This is a genomic window from Streptomyces tauricus, from assembly GCF_014650955.1.
GTDB classification, from domain to species: domain Bacteria; phylum Actinomycetota; class Actinomycetes; order Streptomycetales; family Streptomycetaceae; genus Streptomyces; species Streptomyces tauricus.
In genome coordinates this window covers 1-22,352 of sequence record NZ_BMVY01000024.1, presented here as the reverse complement: position 1 = coordinate 22,352, position 22,352 = coordinate 1, and the positions used below count along the sequence as shown (strand labels likewise).

Here is a 22,352-nt window from a genome sequence, read left to right as displayed (position 1 = left end):
GCGAGGAAACGGCAGAACGCCCTACCGCAGCTGCCACTTCTGGTTGGCGGCCCCCGTGCAGGACCAGATCTGCGCCCGAGCCCCATTCGCGGACGAGTTGTCACTCACATCAAGGCACTTGTTCGCGGCAGCGTTCACGACATCCCCGGTCGACGCGTTGTACGACCACCCCTGCGCCCCCGACCCGTTGCAGTCGTACAACTGCACCTTCGCCCCGTCGGACACAGACGCCGAGGTGACGTCAAGGCACTTGCCAAGAGCCCGCACGGACCCGTCCGCCCCCACGGTCCAGCTCTGCGCGGCGGACCCGTTGCAGTCGTACAACTGCACAGCCGAACCGTTCGCGGAAGAACCCCCCGCCACATCCAGGCACTTACCCGCGAGCCCCACAAAGGCCCCCGTCCGCTCCCCGCCCCCGGCCTGCGTACCCGCCCACGTGAACGTCGCCGACGTCTTCCCGGGCAGCGAGTAGGTCGCGTGCTGCGAACCCCAGTTGAGCGTCACGGTCTTCGCCGCGGCCGAGTCGTTGTACGCGATCAGCGCCTTCGACCCGTCAGGGTTCCGCCACGCCACGTTCGGCACGGACGCACTCGCCGTGGAGGCGATCCGATGCGCCCCCGGCCGGACGAACTTCGTCAGGTGCCCCATCGTGTAGTACTCGATCGTGTAGTCGACCTGCCCGTGCCGCGCGTCCCCGTTGTGCACGGTGACCAGCCCGTCGCAGGTCCCGCAACCACCGTTGTGCGGACCGCGGTTCTGGTCCACTGCCAGCGACCACTTGGTGACCGACTTCGCCCAGTTACGGGTGTAGTCGATGATGTTGCTCATGTCCTCGCGCTGCTGGTTGGCGATCCAGGTACCCCCGGAGTGCTCCGTGCCGAAGGCGTCCAGCTGCGGGTACTGGTTGTGCACGGCTGTCTGCTTGGCGACGTCACCGCCGTACCCGTGCCAGGCGATCCCGCCGAAGTTCGGATGCGAGCGCACCGCCGCGTCGTCGACGGTCTGGGCGGCGTACGCGTCGTACGTGTCCCAGTTCCAGTCGTGCGCCAGCACCTTCGTGGACAGCCCCGCGCCCTGGAGCTTGGGCAGCAGCTCGCTCTTGGTGAAGTAGGCGAGCCCGGAGCCGTTCCAGCTCATGGAGGGGTAGCCGGAGCAGCAGGTCGGCTCGTTCTGGGCGGTGACGTAGTCGACGGGGACGCCCTGGTCGCGCCAGGCCTGGAGGTACTTCACGAAGTAGTTGGCGTACGCCCCGTAGTTCTCGGCCTTCAGCCAGCCGCCGTTGAGCTGCCCGTTGTCCTTCATCCAGGCGGGCGCGGTCCACGGGGAGGCCATCAGCGTGAGCGACGGATTGAGCTGCTTGGCCTGTTTCGTCAGCGGCAGCACGTCCTGGAGATCGTGCGCTATCGAGAACTTGGCGAGCGTCGGGTCGGTCTGCCCGGCCGGCACGTCGTCGTACGTGTAGCCGAAGCGGGCCAGGTCCGAGCCGCCCATCGGATTGCGGATGAAGGACAGCCCGATGCCGTCGGTGGGGGAGAACAGCTTGCGCATGGTCGCGTCACGCGTCGCCTGGCTCAGGGCGCCGCTGCCGTCCACCAGCCAGGCCGCGGTGTCCGTGAAGGAGGCGCCGCCGCCGGAGAAGGTCTGGTAGCGGGTGTTCTCGTCGACGGTGATGTTCTCGCCGGAGCCACCGCTGCCGGCCTGGAACGCGAACGGCGTCTGCGCCTGCAGCCCGCGTACGACGTGCCGGCCGCCGGAGTCGTCGGTCGTGGTGAGCCAGGCGGTGACCTGCTCGCCCGCGGCGTGCGCGGGAGAGGCGCCGACGGTCGTCAGACCGGCCGTCATCAGCAGCCCGGAGAGAAGAAGCCGGGCCACCCGACGGGGCCTTCTGGAAACGGAGGAAGCAGAGACAGAGATGCCCATGGTTCGGTGCGCCGCCCTTCTGGAGGTGGGGGGAATGGGAGGCGTGCGAGGCGTGAGTAAATGACGGCTTCGGGTCCGCGTCAAGAGGGTGCGCGTTCAGTTTCCGAACGGGCAACGCCCCAGTTCCGGCCGCGACTTCACTTGGTACGGACTTCTGTACCGGCTTTGGTGTGAAGTCTTGACGGCCGGGCGGGGCGTCAGTTAACTCACGGCGTGATTTAAGTCCTGCGAGGTCATTCCGTCAAAAGCTTGAGCCGAGGGAAGGTCCATGCGAAGAACCGCCCTGTTCGTCTCCGCCGCCCTGCTGACCGGTCTGCTGCCGTTCGCCGCGGCTGGCACCGCCTCCGGAGCGGACGATCCCGCCCCCGTCCCCGTCGACAACTTCGAGGGCGAGATCCCATTCGCGAACCCGCCCGAAGAAGGCATTTTCACCTGGGGCAGCGACTCGGACGACCCGCCCACCCTGGAGCTCGCCGCCCGCGACGACGCGCCGCAGGGCGACAAGGTCCTGGCCGGCACGTACGACATCAGCGGCTACGGAGGCTTCACCCACGACTTCGCCTTCGCCCGGCCGGCCCACGACTGGTCGGCGAGCAAGGGCATCCGCTTCTGGTGGGACGGCCGCAACAACGGCAAGAAGGTGAACTTCGAGCTGAAGGACGGCGGCGCCAACGGCGAGGCCTCCGAGCTGTGGACGACGTCCTTCACCGACGACTTCACCGGCTGGAAACAGCTGGAGATCCCCTTCACCGACTTCACCTACCGTACGGACTACCAGCCCGTCGGCGGCATCGACCAGGTCCTCGGCCTCACCGAGATGTGGGGCTACGCGCTCACGCTCCCGGTCGGCGTGAAGGACCAGTTCGCCATGGACGGCGTGGAGTTGTACGGCAAGGCCGACCAGGCGCTGCGGGCCAACGTCGTCACCGACGCCGCCGTGTACCCGGTGAAGGAGGGCCGCTCGGCCGCCGTGAAGATCACCGTCGCCACCACCGGCTCCGCCCCGATCGAGGAGCCGGTCACCGTCGCGTACGAGACGGCCGGCGGCACCGGTGAGTCCGGCAAGGACTACACCCCGGTCAAGGGCGAGGTGACCTTCCCGGCCGGTACGGCCTCCGGCGCCTCGCGGACCGTGACGGTGGCCACCCTGCGCGACAAGGCGGGCGAGAACGCCGAGACCGTCCCGCTCAAGCTGACGGTCACCGGCGCCAAGGCGCCCGCCGAGAACCCGCAGGTCGTCATCGATGCCCACGGACTCCCGTACCTGGACGCGAAGCTGCCCGTGCAGAAGCGGGTCGCCGACCTGCTGTCCCGGCTGTCCCTCGCCGAGAAGGCCGGCCAGATGACCCAGGCCGAGCGCGGCGCGCTCACCGCGCCGGGCGACATCGCCACGTACGACCTCGGCTCGCTGCTCTCCGGCGGCGGCTCCACGCCGACGCCGAACACGCCCGAGGCCTGGGCGAAGATGATCGACGGCTTCCAGCTCCGGGCGCAGGCCACCCGGTTCCAGATCCCGCTCATCTACGGCGTGGACGCCGTGCACGGCCACAACAACCTCGTCGGCGCCACGATCCTGCCGCACAACATCGGCATCGGCGCCACGCGGAACCCCCAAGTCGCCTACGAGGCGGGCAAGGTGACCGCCGCCGAGGTGCGCGCCACCGGCATCCCGTGGGACTTCGCGCCCTGCCTGTGCGTGGCGCGCGACGAACGCTGGGGCCGCACGTACGAGTCGTTCGGTGAGGACCCGGCGCTCGTCGAGTCCATGGAGACCGTCATCCAGGGTCTGCAAGGGGCGGCCAGCGGCAAGGACCTGAAGCGGAACGACAAGGTCCTCGCCACCGCCAAGCACTTCGTCGGCGACGGCGGTACGGAGTTCGGCTCGTCCACGACCGGCTCGTACACGATCGACCAGGGCATCACCAAGGTCACCCGGCAGGAGCTGGAAGCCGTCCACCTGGCTCCGTACCAGGACGCGGTGGACCGGGGCGTCGGCACGTTCATGCCCTCGTACTCCTCGCTGGACATCCTCGGTGACGGCAGGGGCGCCGTGAAGATGCACGCCCGCGCCGACATGCTCAACGGAGTCCTCAAGGAGCGCATGGGCTTCGACGGCTTCGTCATCAGCGACTGGCAGGCCATCGACCAGATCCCCGGCGACTACGCGAGCGACGTCCGTACGTCGATCAACGCCGGCCTCGACATGATCATGGTCCCGTACGCGTACAAGGACTTCCACGCAACCCTCCTCGACGAGGTGCGGGCCGGGCGGGTCAGCGAGAAGCGGATCGACGACGCCGTCTCGCGCATCCTCACGCAGAAGTTCAAGCTGGGCCTCTTCGAGAAGCCGTACGCCGACACGAGCGGCGCCTCGAAGATCGGTTCCGCCGAGCACCGGGCCGTGGCCCGTAAGGCCGCCGCCGAGTCGCAGGTCCTGCTGAAGAACGCGGGCGGTGTGCTGCCGCTGAAGAAGTCCCAGAAGGTGTACGTCGCCGGGTCCAACGCCGACGACATCGGCAACCAGACCGGCGGCTGGACCATCACCTGGCAGGGCTCGTCCGGCGACATCACGGACGGCACGACCGTTCTGGAGGGCATCAGGAAGGCCGGCGGCAGTTCGGTCACCTACTCCAAGGACGCGTCGGCGCCGACCGCCGGCAGCGACGTGGGTGTCGTGGTCGTCGGCGAGACCCCGTACGCGGAGGGCGTCGGTGACGTCGGCAACGGCAACGACCTGGCCCTGACGGATGCCGACAAGGCCGCCGTCGACAAGGTGTGCGGCGCCATGAAGTGCGTGGTGCTCGTCGTCTCCGGGCGCCCGCAGCTCATCGGCGACCAGCTCGGCGACATCGACGCGCTCGTCGCGTCCTGGCTGCCGGGCACCGAGGGCGACGGGGTCGCCGACGTGCTCTACGGGAAGCGGGCCTTCACCGGTCAGCTGCCCGTCACCTGGCCGAAGTCCGAGGCCCAGCTGCCGATCAACGTCGGCGACGCGTCGTACGACCCGCAGTACCCGTACGGGTGGGGTCTGACGACGCTGACCAAGGTACCGGAGGGTGGCAAGGCCACGTTGAAGGCCCTTGCCGTCGCCGCCTCACTGGCCGAGCGGGCCGGGTCCGAGGAGGCGGGGCGCGCGATCGTCGGCAAGGCGAGGCTGCTCGTCCAGCAGAAGGTCGGGCAGGGGATCACTTCGGCTGTCGCCAAACCGTTCGCCGACGCCGATCATCTGCTGCTGACCGGGAAGTACGCGCAGGCCGTGGCGAAGCTGACGGCCGCGTACACCGCGGCCTGACCGGCCGCCCGCCGGGTCGTGGACATTGCGTCCGCGGCCCGGTGGCTCCTGCCCCACCGTTTCCCGCGGCCCCGAAAGCCTGGGGCGCCGGAAACGGCGGGGCAGGAGTAGGTTCGGAGGTATGAAAGGCGCGCTGGCACGAGGACTCTCCGTTTGTTTGATCGCGTTCGCGGCGCTGGCCGTCGGGGGCGGCGGCGCCCACGCCGCCACGGACGTCCCGACCGTCGCGGAAGCGCTCCGCGAGAGCCCCGTGTACGTCGATCCGTCCATGGCCCGGGTGCTGTCCGAAGCCGACGCCGAAGCCCTGGCCGCGAAGATCGAGCGGGCGGACAAGCCGGTGTTCGTCGCCGTTCTCCCCGGCGACTTCCCCACGGAGAACCTCTTCCGGAACCTGCGCACCGACACCGGCATCACGGGCCTGTACGCGATCAGGCTCGGCACCAGGTTCGACGCGAAGGTCGACTCCTCCCTCATGCCGGCCGCCGCCGTGCGCAACATCGTGACCAGCGTCCGGGGCGAGGACACGAAGAGCCAGCTGGACCACTTCACGGACCTGGCCCTCGCCAACGTCGGCGGCTCCGCGCCCAGCAGTTGGAGCGAGGGTGACGGCGACGGCGTCGGCACCGGCGCACTGATCGGGGTCGGCGCGGTCGTCGTGGCGGGCGGCGCGGGCGCGTACGCCCTCGTGCGGCGCAGCCGGCGCCGCAAGGAGGCGGAGCGGCGGGCCGCCCTCGACCGGCTGCGTGTCGTCGTGGACGAGGACATCACCGCCTTCGGCGAGGAACTCGACCGGCTCGACTTCCACCCCGCCGAGGCGGGCGCGGACGACGCGATGCGCGCCGACTACGAGCGCGCCCTCGACGCCTACGACAAGGCGAAGTCCTCCATGGCAGCGGCCACCCGCCCCGAGGACGTGCGGGGAGTCACCGAGGCCCTGGAGGACGGCCGCTTCTCGCTGGCCGTGCTCGCCGCCCGCCGCGAGGGCAAGCCCCTTCCTGAGCGCCGGGCGCCCTGCTTCTTCGACCCGCGCCACGGCCCGTCCGTCGCCGACGCCACCTGGACGCCGGCGGGCGGAGCGACCCGCGAGGTACCCGTGTGCGCCGCCGACCAGGTCCGGCTGGCCGAGGGCAGCGACCCGGCCGTGCGCGAGGTCGACACGGAGTACGGACGGCGGCCCTACTGGGACGCGGGCCCGGCGTACGGCCCCTGGGCGGGCGGCTACTTCGGCGGCGGCATCCTGCCCGGCCTCCTCGTCGGCACGATGCTCGGCTCGATGATGGCGGGCCCGGCGTACGCGGCCGACTACGGCTCCGGTTACGGGGACTTCGGCGGAGGCGGTTACGAGGGCGGGGACGTGTCCGGCGCCGACTTCGACTCGACCGACTTCAGCGGGGGCTTCGACGGCGGCGGTGGCGGCGGGGACTTCGGAGGCGGGGGCGGGGACTTCGGCGGCGGCAGCTTCTGACCCCGGGGCCCCGGTACGGGATTTCGGTTTTCGGCACAGGTACGTCCACGGGCCCGGCGCGGGAGAGCGCCGGGCCCGCGTCGTGCGGCGTACCGCGTGTGTGCGGCGTACCGCGTGAGTCAGAGAGTCGACGCCGCCGAGGCGATCGCCGAGGCGAAGGTCGAGACCTCGCTGTAGACGCCGGGGGCGTTCGCGCGGGCGCAGCCTATGCCCCAGCTGACGATGCCGACCTGGATCCAGGCACCGGCGTTGTCCTTGCGGAACATCGGGCCGCCGGAGTCGCCCTGGCAGGTGTCCACACCGCCGGCGGCGTAACCGGCGCAGATCTCGTCACTCGCGACGAGGCCGCTGTACCCGCTGTACGTACGACAGGTGGCGTCGCTGATGAACGGCACGCTGGCCTTGAGCATGTAACGCTGCTGGGCGCCGCCCTCAGTGGCCGAGCCCCAGCCGGCGACGGTGAAGGTCCCGGAGTTGTACGCGGTGGTGGTGGCGATGGGCAGCGTGGGCAGGTTGATGGGCTGGGCGAGCTTGATGAGCGCCCAGTCCTTGCCGTTGCCGTTGTAGCCGGGGGCCCGGTAGACCTTGGTGGACCTGACCTGGACCCGGCCGGAGGTGGACTGGAGGTCCACGACACCGGCGGTGGCGGTGATGCTCGTGTTGTTGCCGGTGGCGCCCACGCAGTGCGCGGCGGTGAGCACGATCTGCTGGGTGTAGAGCGCGCCGCCGCAGCCCATGGAGAGCCGGACCATGAACGGGAACTCGCCCTGCGCGGCGCGGGTTCCGCCGACGACGGGCGCGGGGGCGGCCTGCGCGGTGGACAGGGGCTGGAGGCTGATGACCGCGAGGGCTGCGGCGCCCGCGACCGCGCATCTCTTGAGCGTCTTGAGGAGGTTCTTCAACGTGATGCCTTCCGTGGGGGGTGGAAGTGACAGGCGCATGCCAAGTCTGACGGGAGAAAATCCCGTTGTTCTCGTCATGTGCCGGTCAATTTCTGTTGAAGGATTATGGGAACGCTGTGAGCGCGGCCACAAGGGGCTGAATCCAGCCGTTCCTATTCGGTCGGCGGAGTCCGGTCCGGCAGGGCCAGCCACTCCTTCCACGACAGATCCCGCCCGATGAACCGCGGCCGCTCGAAGGGCCACGCCTCGGCGATCCAGCGCGGTACGAACGCGTCGAGGTCGCGCTCCAGCGGGGTCCCCACCTGCTCGTCGACGACCCACCAGGAGATCTCGGCGTCGGCGCCGGCCTTCTCCGGCGGGTCGATGTACACGCACCCGTACTCGGTGGTCTCCGCCTCGTCGAACAGCACGTAGTTGAAGGACTCGTGCGCCTCGATCTCGGCCGCGTGCCGTTCCAGGTCCGCCTTGTTGGCCTCGTACGTGATCGTGGCGGCGGGCCAGCCCCAGGCCTCCCCGAAGATCGACCACAGCCGCTCGCGGGACCCCATCACCGCCGGGTAGTCGATCGCGGCGTCCTCACCGGTGATCGGGCGAAGGTGGTCCCCTCCGGGCACGCCGACGCGTAGGGGGTGGACGAAGTCCGGAGGAAGCCAGATCATGCGCGCAGGCTAGCGCGCGCGCCGCCGCGGCCGCACCGGGATATCGGCGCCGCTCCCGGCCCCGGCCCCGGCCGCTTCCCGGCCCCGGCCCAGCTCCGGCGCGGCCCCGACCTCGGCACCGGCTTCAGCACCGACCCGGCACCGGCTCGGCTTCGCCCGGTACCGGCCCCGGCCCCGGCTCCTGGCCCCGGCCCCGGCTTCGCCCGGCCCCGGCCCCGGGCTCGCGGACCCGGGTTCCCCGGCCTTCAGGCTCCGGGCCCTCAGGGGTCTCGGCTTGCCTTTACTGCATGAGGGCTGCGCCCCCTGGCCCCCGGTGCGCAGTTCCCCGCGCCCCTAGGGGGTGGGGCTTGGCTCGGAATGGTTAGGACCGTATCTGGCCTCATTGCCTTCTAGCGTGGCCGCATGGATAACACTCGTGAAGCGCTCGGGGGCGTGGAGGTCAAGGCCTTCACGGACGCCGCGCAGTTGGACGCGTGGATGGACGGGCTTGAGGAGCCGGCCGGTGGGGTGTGGCTGAAGATTGCCAAGAAGGGGTCCGGGCTGCCGTCGGTCACGATCGCGGAGGCGCTCGACGTCGCTCTCTGCCACGGCTGGATCGACGGTCAGCGGCGGGGCCTCGACGCGTCGTACTACCTCCAGAAGTACACCCCGCGCAGGCGGGACAGCCTCTGGTCGATGGTCAACGTCCGCAAGGTCGAAGCCCTGACAGCGGCGGGCCGCATGCGGCCCCGCGGTCTCGCGGAGGTCGCCGCCGCCGAGGCGGACGGCCGGTGGGAGGCCGCGTACGCGTCACAGCGCGACGCCACCGTCCCGGACGACCTGGCCGCCGAACTGGCCCGCAACCCGCGCGCGAAAGCCTTCTTCGACGGACTCGGGAAGACGGACCGGTACCTGGTGGTCCTGGGCCTGCTGAAGGCGAGGACCCCCGAGGTGCGGGCCGCGCGGCTGCGGAAGGCCGTCACCGCGCTGGAGTCGGGGCAGCCGGCGCGGTGACGCCGAAGCGTGCGGGCGGCCGTCCGGCCCTGACGCACAGGACGGCCCGTACGCGCACCGCACTCCGCACGGCCGCACGCGCACCGCGCACCGCACTCCGCACGGCCGCACGCGCACCGTACTCCGCACGCGCACCGCGCGCCCCACGTCCGCACGCGCGCCGCACGCCCCGCACAGCCGAGTGCCCGCCTTCCGCTCACAGGGAGCCGGAGGACGGGCGCGCTCGACAGACGGGGCGGATCAGGAACGGATCAGGCGGCGTTCTTGATCGCCGAGATGTCGAAGGTCAGCTTGATCTTGTCGGAGACGAGCACGCCACCGGTCTCGAGCGCCGCGTTCCAGGTGAGGCCCCAGTCGGAGCGCAGGATCTCGGCCTTGCCCTCGAAGCCGACGCGCTCGTTGCCGAACGGGTCCTTCGCCGCGCCGTTGAACTCCAGGTCGATGGAGAGCGGCTTGGTGGTGCCGAGGATCGTCAGGTCACCGGTGATGCGGTAGTCGTCGCCGCCGAGCGCCTGGGCCGCGGTGGACCGGAAGGTCATCGTGGGGAACTCCTCCGTCTTGAAGAAGTCCGCGCTCTTCAGGTGACCGTCACGGTCGTCGGAGCCCGTGCTGATGCTGTCCATCTTGACGTCGATGGTCGCCGTCGACAGCGACGGGTCGGACCCGTCGAGGTGCAGGCCGCCGGTGAAGTCCTGGAAACCGCCCTTGACGTTCGTGACCATGGCGTGGCGCGCCACGAAGCCGATCGTCGAGTGGGCCGGGTCGATCGTGTAGTCGCCGGTCAGCGCGGCGAGGTCGGGGCTCACGACGCCGGGCGTGGCGGTTGCGGTGTCGGTGTCCTTGCGGCCGAAGATTCCCATGACTGGCTCCTTGGGGGACGAGCTACGGCCCTGTGCCGAAGCTGTTTAATGTTCAACTAGGGCGACCATAGACCTATTCCCTACGGGTTTCAACTGTGGTCGGGGTGTGTTGCCCCGATTACACCCGGTTGCCATTGGTCTACTCCTAAGGCGGTCCGCCGACCCCCTGGTGGACACGTGTAGACCTCGGGCACCATCGCCTTGCCTCACCCGCACCACCGCCCCAACTTCCGCAGCCGGCACGGTCACCCGCAGGAAAGGTTCCGTATGAAGCTCCGCTCCGCCCTGACCGCCCTCACCCTCTTCGCCGCCCCGGCAGCCGTCGTGCTCGGCGGCGCCTCGGGGGCGACCGCCGCTCCCGACGCCGTCGCCGTCACGAAGATCAGCCACGCCACCGCGACCTCGATGTTCAGCGGCTCCGGCATCACCTGGTCCTCCTCCGGCGGCTGCTCGGACCGCAACACCCCCACCTGTACGTCCTTCACGCAGCTCAACCTCGCCACCGCCCAGGGCGCCCAGACCCTGAAGAGCGCCACCGGCTGCGCCCTCAACATCACCGGCGGCACCGAGACGGGCCACGCGAGCGGCACGTACTCCCACTGGAACGGCTACAAGCTCGACTACGCCAAGAGCACCTGCGTCACGAACTACATCAAGAACACGTTCACCTACATCGGCCCGCGCGGCGACGGAGCCCTCCAGTACAAGTCGGGCTCGGGAAACATCTACGCGGACGAGGGCAACCACTGGGACGTCCTCTACTACAACTGCGGCGGCTGCTAGGAGGCGCACAGGAGACACATAGGAGCCCCAGGAGATGACTCCCGACCGCCGTACGTTCCTGCTGGCGGCGGCGCTCACATCGAGCGCCCCGCTCCTCGCGACCGCCCTCCCCGCTCCCGCGTACGCCGCCGACGACCCGTACGACACGCTCCGCCGCCGCTGGCTGGAGATCGCCCTCGGCGCGGGCTACGACCCGGTGGCCGAGCCGTACGCGTCCCGGCTCGCCGAGACCGGTGAACTGGCCCGCGGCTTTCGGGCGACCATGGCCCCGGCGGCCGGTTCCCTCTGGCCCGGTTACCCGTACGATCCGCCCGCCGGGATCACCCAGAGCTACAGCAGGCTGTGGACGATGACGCAGGCGTACGTACAGGAGGGCACCGGGTCCACCGGCGACGCGGGCCTGCTCGCGGACATTCTGCGCGGGCTCGACCACCTCTCCGCCACCGTCTACAACCCCTCCACCACCCGTTACGGCAACTGGTGGGAGTGGCAGATCGGCAGCCCCCGCCTCCTCATGGACATCGTGGCCGCCCTGTACGACGAGCTGACGGACGCGCGGATCGCGGCCGCCTGCGCCGCCGTCGACCACTTCGTCCCCGACAGCATGCTCGGCGACTACACGGGCACCTCGACCGGCGCCAACCGCGTCGACCTGTGCCGCTCCGTCGCCCTGCGCGGCATCCTCGGCCGGGCCCCCGGGAAGATCGCGCTCGCCCGGGACGCGCTCTCACCGGTCTTCCCGTACGTCACCAAGGGGGACGGGCTCTACGCCGACGGGTCGTTCGTCCAGCACACCTGGGTCGCGTACTCGGGAACGTACGGGCAGGTCATGCTCGACGGGCTCGGCCGGCTCTTCGCGCTGCTGGCCGGTTCGCAGTGGGAGGTGACGGACCCCGGCCGGCAGATCATCCTCGACAGCGTGGAGAAGGCGTACGCGCCGCTGATCCACGACGGGCTGATGATGGACAGCGTCAACGGGCGTGCCATCAGCCGGGGTTACCTCAGGAGCGACGACCGGCAGGTCATGCGCAGCGACCACTTCCACGGGCAGGCGCTGATCGCCGCGATCACGCTCCTCGCCCAGGGCGCGAGCGCGGCGGAACGCGAACGCTGGCAGGCACGGATCAAGGGCTGGATCGAGCGGGACACCGTCACCCCGATCCTGACGGCCCGGCAGTTCGGGGTGGCCGATCTGGCCCGTCTGCACGCCGTCGCCGACTCGGCCCTCCCGGCCGCCCCCGAACCGGCCGGTCACCACCTCTTCGCCGCCATGGACAGGGCGGTCCACCGAGGCTCCGGCACCAAGAGAAATTCCGGTCCCGGCTTCACCGCGAACATCTCCATGGCGAGCGAGCGGATCGCGTACTACGAGTGCGGCAACGGCGAGAACCCGCGCGGCTGGCACACGGGCGCCGGGATGCTCTATTGGTGGGCCGACGGGACCCGTTCCGACCAGTACACGGACTGGTACTGGCCGACCGTCGACTGGTACCGGCTCCCCGGGACGACCGTGTCCACCAAGCGGCTCGCCGACCGGGCGGGCGGCGAGTGGGGCGAGCCCAAGCCCGCGGCGCGCTGGGTCGGCGGCACGACGGACGGGGAGTTCGCGGCGGTCGGGCAGCACCTGCCGGGACTCGGCTCGACCCTCCGGGCCCGCAAGTCGTGGTTCTGCCTCGACGACGCGATCGTCTGCCTCGGCGCGGGGATCACCGCCACGGACGGCGTCCCGGTCGAGACGGTCGTCGACAACAGGAACCTGGGGGAGGGCGGCGCCCAGCGGTTCGTACGCGGTCCGGGCTGGGCGCACCTGGAGGGCCACGGAGGCTGGGTCGTCCTGGACGGGGCCGAGCTGCGCACCCTCCGCGAGGACCGCACCGGCGCCTGGTCCGACATCAACACCACCAGCACCACCGAACGCCGTACCCGGCGCTGGCAGACGCTGTGGCTCGACCACGGCACGGACCCGGTGGACGCCACGTACGCGTACGTCGTACTGCCCGGGGCCTCACGCCGTACGGTCGCCGCCCGCGCCGCCGACCGGCACCGGCTGTCGGTCCTCGCCAACGACTCCGGCCGCCAGGCGGTGTCCGTACCGGCGCTGGGGCTGCTCGCGGCGAACTTCTGGCAGCCGGGAACGGCCGGTCCGCTCACCGTCTCCGCCCCCGCGAGCGTGCTCGTACGCCGCCGGGGCCGGACCGCGACCCTCTGCATGAGCGAGCCCCCGCGTACGGGGGAGACGCTCGAGGTGACCTGGGACCGGCCCGTGCGCGGAGTCGTGCGCGCGGATCCAGGGGTCGAGGTACTGGCCACCGGACGCCGGCTGAGGCTGCGCGTCACTCCAGGGAAGGTATGCGGATCGCTGGAGTGTGAGGTGACTCTCAGCTGAGTCCTTTGTGTGACCCCTACAAGGCAAAGGCCCTCTGAGCAGTCGGATCGCCTGCACGCGGGTGGGGATCTGTTCAGGGCTACCAGTAAAACGGGCCGGAGACTGTACAGAGTCGACGGCCCGCTTTCCTTGGTGGACTTCGTAAGGTCACTACATGACCGTTTTGGACGAGACCGAATCCTTGGCCGGGGAACCCGCGGATGCGCGTGGGCGTGTGGCCGAGCTGCAGGCGATCCGTGCGGAGGCTCTTCGCGGACCCAGCGACAAGGCGACCGCGGCGCAGCACGCCAAGGGCAAGCTGACCTCCCGGGAGCGGATCGAGCTGCTGCTGGACGAAGGCTCGTTCAACGAGGTCGAGCAGCTGCGGCGGCACCGGGCGACGGGCTTCGGCCTGGAGGCCAAGAAGCCGTACACGGACGGTGTGATCACCGGCTGGGGCACGGTCGAGGGCCGCACGGTCTTCGTCTACGCCCACGACTTCCGTATCTTCGGCGGTGCGCTGGGCGAGGCCCACGCCACGAAGATCCACAAGATCATGGACATGGCCATCGCGGCCGGGGCGCCGCTGGTCTCCCTCAACGACGGCGCCGGCGCCCGCATCCAGGAAGGCGTCTCGGCCCTCGCGGGCTACGGCGGCATCTTCCAGCGCAACACCCGCGCCTCCGGCGTCATCCCGCAGATCTCGGTCATGCTCGGCCCGTGTGCGGGCGGCGCGGCCTACAGCCCCGCCCTCACCGACTTCGTGTTCATGGTCCGCGAGACCTCGCAGATGTTCATCACCGGACCGGACGTCGTCAAGGCGGTCACCGGCGAGGAGATCACCCAGAACGGCCTCGGCGGCGCGGACGTCCACGCCGAGACGAGCGGCGTCGCGCACTTCGCGTACGACGACGAGGAGACCTGCATCGCGGAGGTCCGCTACCTCCTGTCGATGCTGCCGCAGAACAACCGCGAGAACCCGCCGGCCACCGAGTCGGAGGACCCGGCGGACCGCCGCTCCGACGTGCTCCTGGACCTGGTGCCGGCGGACGGCAGCCGTCCGTACGACATGACCAAGGTCATCGAGGAGCTCGTCGACGACGGCGACTACCTGGAGATCCACGAGCGCTGGGCCCGCAACATCATCTGCGCCCTGGCACGGCTCGACGGCCAGGTCGTGGGCATCGTCGCCAACCAGCCGCAGGCCCTGGCGGGCGTGCTGGACATCGAGGCGTCGGAAAAAGCGGCGCGTTTCGTCCAGATGTGCGACGCTTTCAACATCCCGATCGTCACGCTGCTGGACGTCCCGGGCTTCCTGCCCGGCGTCGACCAGGAGCACGGCGGAATCATCCGCCACGGCGCGAAGCTGCTCTACGCCTACTGCAACGCGACCGTGCCGCGGATCTCCCTGATCCTGCGCAAGGCCTACGGCGGCGCGTACATCGTCATGGACAGCCAGTCCATCGGCGCCGACCTCACCTACGCCTGGCCGACGAACGAGATCGCCGTGATGGGCGCGGAGGGCGCCGCGAACGTCATCTTCCGCCGCCAGATCGCGGAGGCGGAGGACCCCGAGGCGATGCGGGTCCGCATGGTCAAGGAGTACAAGGCCGAGCTGATGCACCCCTACTACGCGGCCGAGCGTGGTCTCGTCGACGACGTCATCGACCCGGTCGAGACCCGCGAGATCCTCATCCGCTCCCTCGCGATGCTGCGCAACAAGCACGCGGACCTGCCCTCCCGCAAGCACGGAAACCCGCCGCAGTAACCCGTCGGACCCATGACGGCAACCTCGCGTACCTCTCTCTCCCGGAGACTGACACCCATGGACATTCCTGATATCCGCGTCGAGAAGGGCCACGCCGGCCCCGAGGAACTGGCCGCGGTCACGGCGATCCTCCTGGCCCGCGCGGCCTCCGCGCCCGCCGAGGCCCCGGCCCACCGAGCCCACCCGAAGGCAGGCTGGCGCCGCCTGGAACGCACCCCCGGCTTCCGCGCCCCGCACTCCTGGCAGGGCTGAGCCCCAGCTCGTCCGATCGCCGGGCCCGCTCCACGAGGAGCGGGCCCGGCGATCGCCGTTCCACTCAGGGGGAGGGGTTCTGCTTGATGACTACGATCAACGCGGAGAGCCCTTCGGGCGGCAGGGTGAGTATTCGCCCGGGCTCGTCACTCTCGCGGAGGGCTGCGCCGTCTTCCGTGGCGGCGACCTCGACGCAGTTGTTCCCGGAGGCTTCGGAGAAGGACGACTTGAGCCACGTCAACTCGGTCAAGGTGCGGACCTCTTACAGGTTCTGAGCGATATTGAGGATGCAGTCCCTCGATTGCTGGGCATTCAACGCTACCTGTTCGACTGCGTCCAGACGACGGCGGAAGTTGGCCAGCTGAGTGGGCGACTCGAAGAAGACGGCACCGATCGGTGAGTCCACCTGAACGGTGTCCAGATGGGCGCTCTCGGCTGAGGCATACAGCACCGAGTCGCCTGCCATGGGGAATCCACCGGCGCTGAAGGGGATCACCTGCAGCGTTACGTTGTCGCGCTCGCTCTCCTTGAGCAGGTGCTGCAGCTGGGCCTGAGCCACGAGGCGTCCGCCCACCTGCATGTGCAGCGCGGCTTCATGGATCAAGCCCGTATACGGGACGGCAGGCTCCTTGGTGATCACCTCATGGCGGGCCAACCGTTGCGCGATGCGGAGTTCCACTTCGAGGCGCGGCAGGGCGGGAATGAAGAGATCGAAAAGGGCCCGGGCATGGTCCTCGGTCTGGAACATGCCGGGCATGTGGGCTGTCTGCAGGGTTCGCAGAGAACGGGCGCCGTACTCCAGCTCCGCCACATCAAGGAAGTCCGGCGGTACCTTGCCCCGGTACTCGTCCCACCACCCGCCTTTACGGCCGCCTGTCATCGATGCCAGAACCTCGACCAGCGCGGGGTCGTCGCACTCGTAGATGCTCGCCAGCCGCCGCAGGCGTTGCTCGCTGATGCCGAAGCGCCCCGCTTCGACGTTCGAGATGGTCGTGCGGTCGGTGCCGAGCAGTTCGGCCGCCCGCGGCGCGGACAAGCCGACAGCCTCGCGCAGGCGCCGCAGTTCGGCCCCGAAGCGGCGTTGGCTGATGGTGGGGGTCTGACGTGGCGCCATGTGGTCCTCTCTTGGGTTCGCGCACAGTGTGCCCGTCCGTATTGACCCCGTCCATCCGAATCGAAAATGCAACTCGTTGGATTGAAACAGGTATCACGGGTTGTAATCCCTACGTTACGGTGTGACCTGTGCCACCCGGTGTCCGCGGTGCGGAAACGGCGTGGCACGCGTCCAGTTGGCCCCGCGTCTCGGAGCTGCCACATGAACACCGAACAGAACCACCACCCCGGCCCGACCTCCTACCTCCTCCCCGCCCTCGACCCCCTGTCAGGGGCCCCGCACCCGCCGCCGCTGCCCTTCACGGCTCCCTGGTGCTACGAGCTGCACTTCCCCCGCGATCCCAGAGGGCCGGGCATCGCCCGCGTCACCCTCCGGGCCGTCCTCGACGCCCACGGCCTCGCCCCGCTCGTGGACCGCGCGGAGCTGCTCGCCTCGGAGCTGGCCACCAACTCCGTACGGCACACGCAGGGCCCCGCATCCGTACGGCTCCAGTGGCTGTGCCCCGTACTGCGGGTCAGCGTCTGGGACATGAGCCCCGACCTGCCCCCGGCACCGGGCTCCCGACGGACGGACGTCGCGGCACACGCGGAGGACGGACGCGGCCTGCTCATCCTCGACACGGTGGCCGACCGGTGGGGCGGATGCGCCATAGGAGAAGGGAAGTTCGGGCCCGGCGGCAAGACGATCTGGTTCGAGCTGAACCTTCCCGCCGCACCACCACCGGTGGGTTCCGCGCTCGCCGCTTGAGGCAGTCGACGAAAAGCCCGTCGGTGCTTTAGGGGCGCGGGGAAACTGTGCGACTAGCCGCGGCGGGCCCGCAGGCGACAGCGCACACGAAAGGGCCCCTCTGCCAGGAGAGGGGCCCCTTACGTACGAGCTGAGCGCCGAGCGCTAGCGCAGGCGCGCCATCAGCGCATGCTCCACCAGCGTGATCAGCGCCGACTTCGCGTCCGCCCGGTGGCGGGCGTCCGTCGTGATGATCGGGGTGTCCGGGCCGATCTGGAGTGCTTCCCGGACTTCGTCCGGGTTGTACGGCTGGCTGCCGTCGAAGCCGTTGAGGGCGATGACGAACGGCAGTCCGCTGTTCTCGAAGTAGTCGACCGCGGGGAAGCAGTCGGCGAGACGGCGCGTGTCGACGAGCACGATCGCGCCGATCGCGCCGCGTACCAGGTCGTCCCACATGAACCAGAAGCGGTCCTGGCCGGGCGTACCGAAGAGGTACAGGATCAGGTCCTGGTCCAGGGTGATACGGCCGAAGTCCATGGCCACCGTCGTGGTGGTCTTGTCCCCGGTGTGGGTGAGGTCGTCGATGCCCGCCGAAGCGGACGTCATCACGGCCTCGGTACGCAGCGGGTTGATCTCCGAGACGGCCCCGACGAACGTGGTCTTGCCCACGCCGAAGCCGCCCGCCACCACGATCTTCGCGGACGTGGTGGAGCGGGAAGGCCCTCCGCTAGAGCTTGCGAAGTCCACTGAGCACCCTTTCGAGCAAAGTCACGTCTGGCTGACCGCCGGCGTTCTCGTCGCCGCCGGGCTGATGAATGGCGACCAGGCCCGCCTCCGCCAAGTCGGCGACAAGGATCCTGGCCACACCGAGAGGGATCGTCAGCAGGGCCGAGATCTCGGCCACCGACTTGATCTCCCGGCAGAGGTTGCAGATGCGCTGATGCTCGGGCAACTGACCCTGCATCTGGTGCGGCTGCGCTGTGGTGTGCACCAGTGCCTCGATGGCGAGCTGGTATCGCGGCCTGGTACGGCCGCCCGTCATCGCGTAGGGGCGTACCAGCGGATTGCTGGCACTTCCCGCGGGAGACGGTTCGGGCGAGCGCCGCTGCGGCTGCACGGGCTGGATGCGCGGTGCCGGCGGCTGGTCGTAAGGAGAGGGGCCCGGACCCTGGGGAGAGTACGGCTGCTGGCGTCGGGGGCTCGGTGCGGAGGGGAAGTTGTACCGGTTCGGCGAACCGTCGCCGCCCTGGCCCTGGCCGGGGCCGTAGGACCAGTTGCCCGAAGACGAACCGCCTGGGGGTGTTGCCACTTTCTCCTCCTCCGAATGTGCCGGGCCCATCAATGTGGAGCCGCGTCCCGAAACCTTACGGCCACGGGACGCCAAAACGCATCGCTTGTCTGCTAGTTGAGAAGGCTCCCCTGAAGCTCGGCACGCAGATCCGGCGTGAGGACCGTACCCGCACGGTCGACGAGAAGGGCCATCTCGTACCCAACGAGACCGATGTCCGCTTCCGGATGTGCGAGAACCGCGAGGGAGGAACCGTCGGAAATGGACATGATGAACAGGAATCCCCGCTCCATCTCCACAACCGTCTGATTCACGCTCCCGCCCTCGAAGATGCGGGACGCGCCCGCGGTGAGAGAGGTCAGGCCCGACGCGACGGCCGCCAACTGGTCGGCACGGTCACGCGGGAACCCTTCGGACATCGCCAGAAGGAGTCCGTCGGCGGAGACCACCACGGTGTGGGACACCCCGGGGGTGTTGTCCACGAAGTTGGTGATCAACCAGTTCAGGTTCTGTGCCGCCTGGCTCATCGGGCTCACACTAACGCTCCTGGTTGTAGGTGCTGTCAGGGCCACCGTGCTGGTTCCTGGTGGCCTGACCGTTCGTTTCACTGGTTGCATCTCGGCCCCGCTGCACGCCGCGTCGCAGGTTGCTCAGCCTGCCCCGGACGTCCTCGGGAGCGCGGGAGACCTGGGGGCCGCCCTGTGGGGTCGATTCCGCGGTGCCCTCGACCAGATTGGCCTTGGGTACCCGCCGCGGCAGGCCGGAGGAGGTGACCCCGCCCGCCTTGGGCTGCTTCAGCGCTTCGGCCCGGTGCCACATCTGGTCGTTGTTCGACCGCCAGTCGCCCTTGCCGCCGGTGCTGTTGCCGCCGCTGCTGTCGTTGTTCGCGAAGGGTGCCGGTGACTCCTGGCCCGTGGACTGCTTGCCGACCGCGGTGGCTCCGCGGCGGGGAAGTCCGGCGTCGGTGGTTCCGCGGCGCGGAAGCCCGGCGTCGGTCAGCTCGGGGGCGCTGGAGGGGACCGGTCCCGGAGCATCGAAGCCTACGCTGTCCTGCTCGGCCGCCTCAGCGGTCTGCGAGGACTCGGCCTGCGGAGCGTACTCGGCGGGGAAGCCGTTCTGGTACGCGTCCTGCTGCGGCCAGTCGTCCTGGTAGGGCTGCTCCTGGAAGGGCGGGAACCCGTCCTGCCCGGTGGCCTGCGCCGACCGCTGCTCGTCCTGGACCGGCTCCGCGAAGGAGGGGTCCGGGTATCCGTCGGCCTGCGGGAAGTACGTCTCGTCGTACGACGTCTGCTGCTGTCCCTCGTACGACGTCTGCTGGTCGTAGGCGGGAGCTTCGGTGTACGCGGGGGTCTCCGGGTACGCGGCCGCCGCGTCGTCGAACGCGGGCTGACCGTTCTCGAAGCCCTGGCCGCCGTTGTCGTAGGCCTGCTGCGGGTCGAACTCGCCCTGGAAGGACGGGGCCTCGCCGTCGGGGCCGGTCGTCTGGGCCTCCAGGGCCGCGCGGCGCTCCTCACGCATGAGGGAGCGGCCCACCGGGTCCAGCTCGCGTATGTCGTCCGGGACCTCGGGGTTGTAGCGGCTGTCGTCGAAGCCCAGTTCGGCGGCCGTGCGCAGGGCCGGCTGGGAGCTCTGGAACTCCTCGCCGCCGAAGGGCGGCTGCGGCTGCTGCTCGGGCTCCGGGATGATCTGCGAGACCGTGAAGTCGTCGCGCTGCACCTGGTAGTCGCCGCCGCCACCGTGGGTGATCGCGTCGGGGAGCATGACGAGCGAGGTCGTACCGGCCTGCTCGCCCGAGGGACGCAGCTGGACGCGGATACCGTGCCGGTCGGACAGCCGGCCGACCACGAAGAGGCCCATGCGCTGCGAGATCGCGGCGTCCACGGTCGGCGGGTTGGCCAGCTTGTGGTTGATGTCCGCGAAGTCCTCGGCGGTGAGGCCGATGCCCTTGTCGTGGATCTCGACCATGATGCGGCCGTCGGGCAGCCGGGTCGCGGTGACGCGGACCTTGGTCTGCGGGGAGGAGAACGTGGTGGCGTTCTCCAGCAGCTCGGCGAGCAGGTGCACGAGGTCGGTCACCGCGCGGCCGTGGATCTCGGCCTCCGGGACACCGGACAGCTCGATGCGCTCGTACTGCTCCACCTCGGAGGAGGCGGCGCGCAGCACGTCGACCAGCGGGACCGGCTGGTCCCAGCGGCGGCCCGGCTCCTCGCCGGCGAGGACCAGGAGGTTCTCGCCGTTGCGGCGCATACGGGTGGCCAGGTGGTCCAGGCGGAAGAGGTTCTCCAGCTGGTCCGGGTCGGCCTCGTTGTTCTCCAGGTCGGTGATGAGGGTCAGCTGGCCCTCGATCAGGGACTGGTTGCGGCGCGACAGGTTGGTGAAGATCGCGTTGATGTTGCCTCGCAGGAGGGCCTGCTCGGCGGCCAGTCGTACGGCCTCGCGGTGGACCTGGTCGAAGGCGCGGGCGACTTCGCCGATCTCGTCCGTGGTGTTGATCGGGATGGGCTGGACACGGGTGTCCACGCGGCCCGGGTCGGTGCGCGAGAGCTGGTCGACCAGCATCGGCAGGCGCTGCTCGGCCACACCGAAGGCCGCGTTGCGCAGCTGGCGCATCGAGCGGCTCATCTGGCGGGCCACCATGCCGGCCAGGATGAACGCGGCGAGCAGCGCGATGACGACGGCGGCACCGGTGATGAAGGCGTCGCGCTTGGCGTCGGAGGCGATGGTCGAGGCCTCGGCCACGGCCTTGTCGCCGAGGTCCGCCTCGATCGTGCGGTAGGCGTTGTACTTGGCGGTGTTGACCGCCCACCAGTTCTGGGCGGTGATGCCCTTGTCGGCGAGCGCGACGCGCGCACTGGCGTCGGTCGTCGCGAGGCCACCGATACCGCTGACCATGGCGGTTTCGCCGGACGGCGGCGGGACATAGGTGCGCCCGGCGGCCTGGGCCGCTTCCGCGGCCTCCTTGGCCTGCGCCGCGCCATCGGTCTGGATCTGCTTCTTGGCCTGCTCCAGCTTGGCGGCGTCGCTGTCCGTACCACCACCGATGTACTCCTCGATGGCGATGCCTTCGAGGTAGGCGTACGAGGTGAGGGCGACGCGCTGCTTGGCCAGGCTCTCGTCGGACGGCCCCGGCTTGATCAGCAGATGGGTGCCGATGGAGCGCTGGAGCGAGAGGGCGGCCTTGGAGAGGGAGATCGCGTAGACCGTGCGGCCGTAGCTGGTGATGTTTCCGGTGCCCAGACCGAGTTCGTTGGCGAACTCCATCAGCGGGTGCTGGATCTCGACGTAACCCTCTTCGGTCTCCACACCCTTGAGCTTCGTGGTGTAGGCGGCCGCGCGCAGTGCGGCGAGTTTGGGTTCCTGCTTGCGGAAGATGCCGAGGCGGCGTTCGAGTCCGGCCTTGGCCGGCATGTCCTTCGCGGCCTCGTTGAAGGCGACGGCCGCGGCGTCCGTCTCACGGCGGGCCTTGACGACGGTCGCGTCCTTCGCGCCCTTGCCCTCCAGGAGGGGGGCGGCGGTGATGTCGCGCTCGGAGTACAGCTTGTCGCCGTAGGTCAGGGCGGCGCGGACCAGGCGCGCGGTGCTCTCCGCGTCCTCGGCCTCCTGCCAGGTGTCGATCGAGCTCTTCACCTGGAAGCCGCCCATGACGAGGCCGACCACCACGGGTATGAGCAGGATCGCGTTCAGCCTGGTCGGTACACGCCAGTTGCGCGGAGAGAAACGGCCGCCGCTGGGCGGGGGTGGGGCCGTCGGCTCCGAGCCGGGCACATGTGCGGGTGCCGCTCCGCGCGGCGGCGGGGTGAAGTTGCCCCGTGCCGACGGCTCGGGACCGTTCTTGCTTCGCCTCACTCGACCAACAACCTCTCGGCTCGGCACCTTCTGTCGTGCCGCGTGTGTCTTTCCGGCCCTTAGAGCTCGTAACACGATCTTCTGTGTGACTCAGGTGCAGTCAAAGCGAAGCGGTCGAG

General features: G+C 69.9%; 18 protein-coding genes. 8 read left to right on the top strand and 10 right to left on the bottom strand.

Annotated elements, in window-relative coordinates; all coding sequences use genetic code 11:
* Positions 1-21 precede the first annotated feature (21 nt).
* A complete protein-coding gene (locus tag IE278_RS28980) occupies positions 22-1,920 on the bottom strand; it encodes a ricin-type beta-trefoil lectin domain protein (RefSeq protein ID WP_189776211.1) in 1,899 nt (632 codons plus the stop codon).
* Positions 1,921-2,188: 268 nt separating this feature from the next.
* On the opposite strand from IE278_RS28980, the gene IE278_RS28975 reads away from it, so the two are divergent.
* Both IE278_RS28975 and IE278_RS28970 read left to right on the top strand, forming a co-directional pair.
* On the top strand, positions 2,189-5,212 hold the full coding sequence (locus tag IE278_RS28975) for a glycoside hydrolase family 3 protein (protein ID WP_189776210.1): 3,024 nt from the start codon (positions 2,189-2,191) through the stop codon (positions 5,210-5,212).
* A gap of 121 nt (positions 5,213-5,333) precedes the next feature.
* The gene (locus IE278_RS28970; protein ID WP_189776209.1) at positions 5,334-6,677 is read left to right on the top strand and encodes a hypothetical protein; all 1,344 of its coding nucleotides are present in this window, start codon (positions 5,334-5,336) and stop codon (positions 6,675-6,677) included.
* Between the two features lie 119 nt (positions 6,678-6,796).
* On the opposite strand, the gene IE278_RS28965 is transcribed toward IE278_RS28970, so the two are convergent.
* Both IE278_RS28965 and IE278_RS28960 read right to left on the bottom strand, forming a co-directional pair.
* The gene (locus IE278_RS28965; RefSeq protein WP_189776293.1) at positions 6,797-7,579 is read right to left on the bottom strand and encodes a serine protease; all 783 of its coding nucleotides are present in this window, start codon (positions 7,577-7,579) and stop codon (positions 6,797-6,799) included.
* Positions 7,580-7,731: 152 nt separating this feature from the next.
* Positions 7,732-8,238, bottom strand: a complete 507-nt coding sequence (locus IE278_RS28960) for an N-acetyltransferase (protein WP_189776208.1) — start codon at positions 8,236-8,238, stop codon at positions 7,732-7,734.
* Positions 8,239-8,640: 402 nt separating this feature from the next.
* On the opposite strand from IE278_RS28960, the gene IE278_RS28955 reads away from it, so the two are divergent.
* On the top strand, positions 8,641-9,231 hold the full coding sequence (locus IE278_RS28955; RefSeq protein ID WP_189776207.1) for a YdeI/OmpD-associated family protein: 591 nt from the start codon (positions 8,641-8,643) through the stop codon (positions 9,229-9,231).
* 251 nt (positions 9,232-9,482) lie between these two features.
* Here the strand turns inward: IE278_RS28955 and IE278_RS28950 are convergent, their stop codons facing one another.
* Positions 9,483-10,091, bottom strand: coding sequence for a YceI family protein (locus tag IE278_RS28950; RefSeq protein ID WP_189776206.1), 609 nt, complete (start codon positions 10,089-10,091; stop codon positions 9,483-9,485).
* A 267-nt stretch (positions 10,092-10,358) separates the two neighbouring features.
* Here IE278_RS28950 and IE278_RS28945 point away from each other — a divergent pair, with 267 nt between their 5' ends.
* The 4 genes from IE278_RS28945 to IE278_RS28930 all read left to right on the top strand — a co-directional run bounded on the left by IE278_RS28945 (position 10,359) and on the right by IE278_RS28930 (position 15,259).
* Entirely contained in the window at positions 10,359-10,874 is a 516-nt protein-coding gene (locus IE278_RS28945) for a hypothetical protein (protein ID WP_189776205.1), read from the top strand.
* Between the two features lie 34 nt (positions 10,875-10,908).
* Positions 10,909-13,260 (top strand): polysaccharide lyase 8 family protein, encoded by a 2,352-nt coding sequence (locus tag IE278_RS28940; protein WP_189776204.1) that lies wholly within the window; start codon positions 10,909-10,911, stop codon positions 13,258-13,260.
* A 154-nt stretch (positions 13,261-13,414) separates the two neighbouring features.
* Positions 13,415-15,007, top strand: a complete 1,593-nt coding sequence (locus tag IE278_RS28935) for an acyl-CoA carboxylase subunit beta (RefSeq protein WP_189776203.1) — start codon at positions 13,415-13,417, stop codon at positions 15,005-15,007.
* A gap of 57 nt (positions 15,008-15,064) precedes the next feature.
* Positions 15,065-15,259, top strand: a complete 195-nt coding sequence (locus IE278_RS28930) for an acyl-CoA carboxylase subunit epsilon (protein ID WP_189776202.1) — start codon at positions 15,065-15,067, stop codon at positions 15,257-15,259.
* Positions 15,260-15,323: 64 nt separating this feature from the next.
* Here the strand turns inward: IE278_RS28930 and IE278_RS28925 are convergent, their stop codons facing one another.
* Positions 15,324-15,509, bottom strand: coding sequence for a DUF397 domain-containing protein (locus tag IE278_RS28925; RefSeq protein WP_189776201.1), 186 nt, complete (start codon positions 15,507-15,509; stop codon positions 15,324-15,326).
* Between the two features lie 12 nt (positions 15,510-15,521).
* Positions 15,522-16,373, bottom strand: a complete 852-nt coding sequence (locus IE278_RS28920; protein WP_189776200.1) for a helix-turn-helix domain-containing protein — start codon at positions 16,371-16,373, stop codon at positions 15,522-15,524.
* A 201-nt stretch (positions 16,374-16,574) separates the two neighbouring features.
* Here IE278_RS28920 and IE278_RS28915 point away from each other — a divergent pair, with 201 nt between their 5' ends.
* Entirely contained in the window at positions 16,575-17,120 is a 546-nt protein-coding gene (locus tag IE278_RS28915) for an ATP-binding protein (RefSeq protein ID WP_189776199.1), read from the top strand.
* Between the two features lie 144 nt (positions 17,121-17,264).
* On the opposite strand, the gene IE278_RS28910 is transcribed toward IE278_RS28915, so the two are convergent.
* The 4 genes from IE278_RS28910 to IE278_RS28895 all read right to left on the bottom strand — a co-directional run bounded on the left by IE278_RS28910 (position 17,265) and on the right by IE278_RS28895 (position 22,233).
* Positions 17,265-17,846, bottom strand: a complete 582-nt coding sequence (locus IE278_RS28910) for a GTP-binding protein (protein WP_006375305.1) — start codon at positions 17,844-17,846, stop codon at positions 17,265-17,267.
* Positions 17,827-18,408, bottom strand: a complete 582-nt coding sequence (locus IE278_RS28905; protein ID WP_107021942.1) for a DUF742 domain-containing protein — start codon at positions 18,406-18,408, stop codon at positions 17,827-17,829. Before IE278_RS28905 ends, IE278_RS28910 begins: the two co-directional genes overlap by 20 nt.
* Positions 18,409-18,500: 92 nt before the next feature.
* Positions 18,501-18,914, bottom strand: a complete 414-nt coding sequence (locus IE278_RS28900; RefSeq protein ID WP_033321188.1) for a roadblock/LC7 domain-containing protein — start codon at positions 18,912-18,914, stop codon at positions 18,501-18,503.
* A 10-nt stretch (positions 18,915-18,924) separates the two neighbouring features.
* Positions 18,925-22,233 carry a nitrate- and nitrite sensing domain-containing protein gene (locus IE278_RS28895; RefSeq protein ID WP_189776198.1) on the bottom strand — a complete coding sequence of 1,103 codons (3,309 nt, stop codon included), beginning with the start codon at positions 22,231-22,233 and terminating at the stop codon, positions 18,925-18,927.
* Positions 22,234-22,352: the final 119 nt, after the last annotated feature.

Bases quoted from the DNA above. Each gene is read 5' to 3' on its own strand.
- IE278_RS28980 (WP_189776211.1), bottom strand. From the start codon at position 1,920: ATGGGCATCTCTGTCTCTGCTTCCTCCGTTTCCAGAAGGCCCCGTCGG.
- IE278_RS28975 (WP_189776210.1), top strand. From the start codon at position 2,189: ATGCGAAGAACCGCCCTGTTCGTCTCCGCCGCCCTGCTGACCGGTCTG.
- IE278_RS28970 (WP_189776209.1), top strand. From the start codon at position 5,334: ATGAAAGGCGCGCTGGCACGAGGACTCTCCGTTTGTTTGATCGCGTTC.
- IE278_RS28960 (WP_189776208.1), bottom strand. From the start codon at position 8,238: ATGATCTGGCTTCCTCCGGACTTCGTCCACCCCCTACGCGTCGGCGTG.
- IE278_RS28955 (WP_189776207.1), top strand. From the start codon at position 8,641: ATGGATAACACTCGTGAAGCGCTCGGGGGCGTGGAGGTCAAGGCCTTC.
- IE278_RS28950 (WP_189776206.1), bottom strand. From the start codon at position 10,091: ATGGGAATCTTCGGCCGCAAGGACACCGACACCGCAACCGCCACGCCC.
- IE278_RS28945 (WP_189776205.1), top strand. From the start codon at position 10,359: ATGAAGCTCCGCTCCGCCCTGACCGCCCTCACCCTCTTCGCCGCCCCG.
- IE278_RS28940 (WP_189776204.1), top strand. From the start codon at position 10,909: ATGACTCCCGACCGCCGTACGTTCCTGCTGGCGGCGGCGCTCACATCG.
- IE278_RS28935 (WP_189776203.1), top strand. From the start codon at position 13,415: ATGACCGTTTTGGACGAGACCGAATCCTTGGCCGGGGAACCCGCGGAT.
- IE278_RS28930 (WP_189776202.1), top strand. From the start codon at position 15,065: ATGGACATTCCTGATATCCGCGTCGAGAAGGGCCACGCCGGCCCCGAG.
- IE278_RS28920 (WP_189776200.1), bottom strand. From the start codon at position 16,373: ATGGCGCCACGTCAGACCCCCACCATCAGCCAACGCCGCTTCGGGGCC.
- IE278_RS28915 (WP_189776199.1), top strand. From the start codon at position 16,575: ATGAACACCGAACAGAACCACCACCCCGGCCCGACCTCCTACCTCCTC.
- IE278_RS28900 (WP_033321188.1), bottom strand. From the start codon at position 18,914: ATGAGCCAGGCGGCACAGAACCTGAACTGGTTGATCACCAACTTCGTG.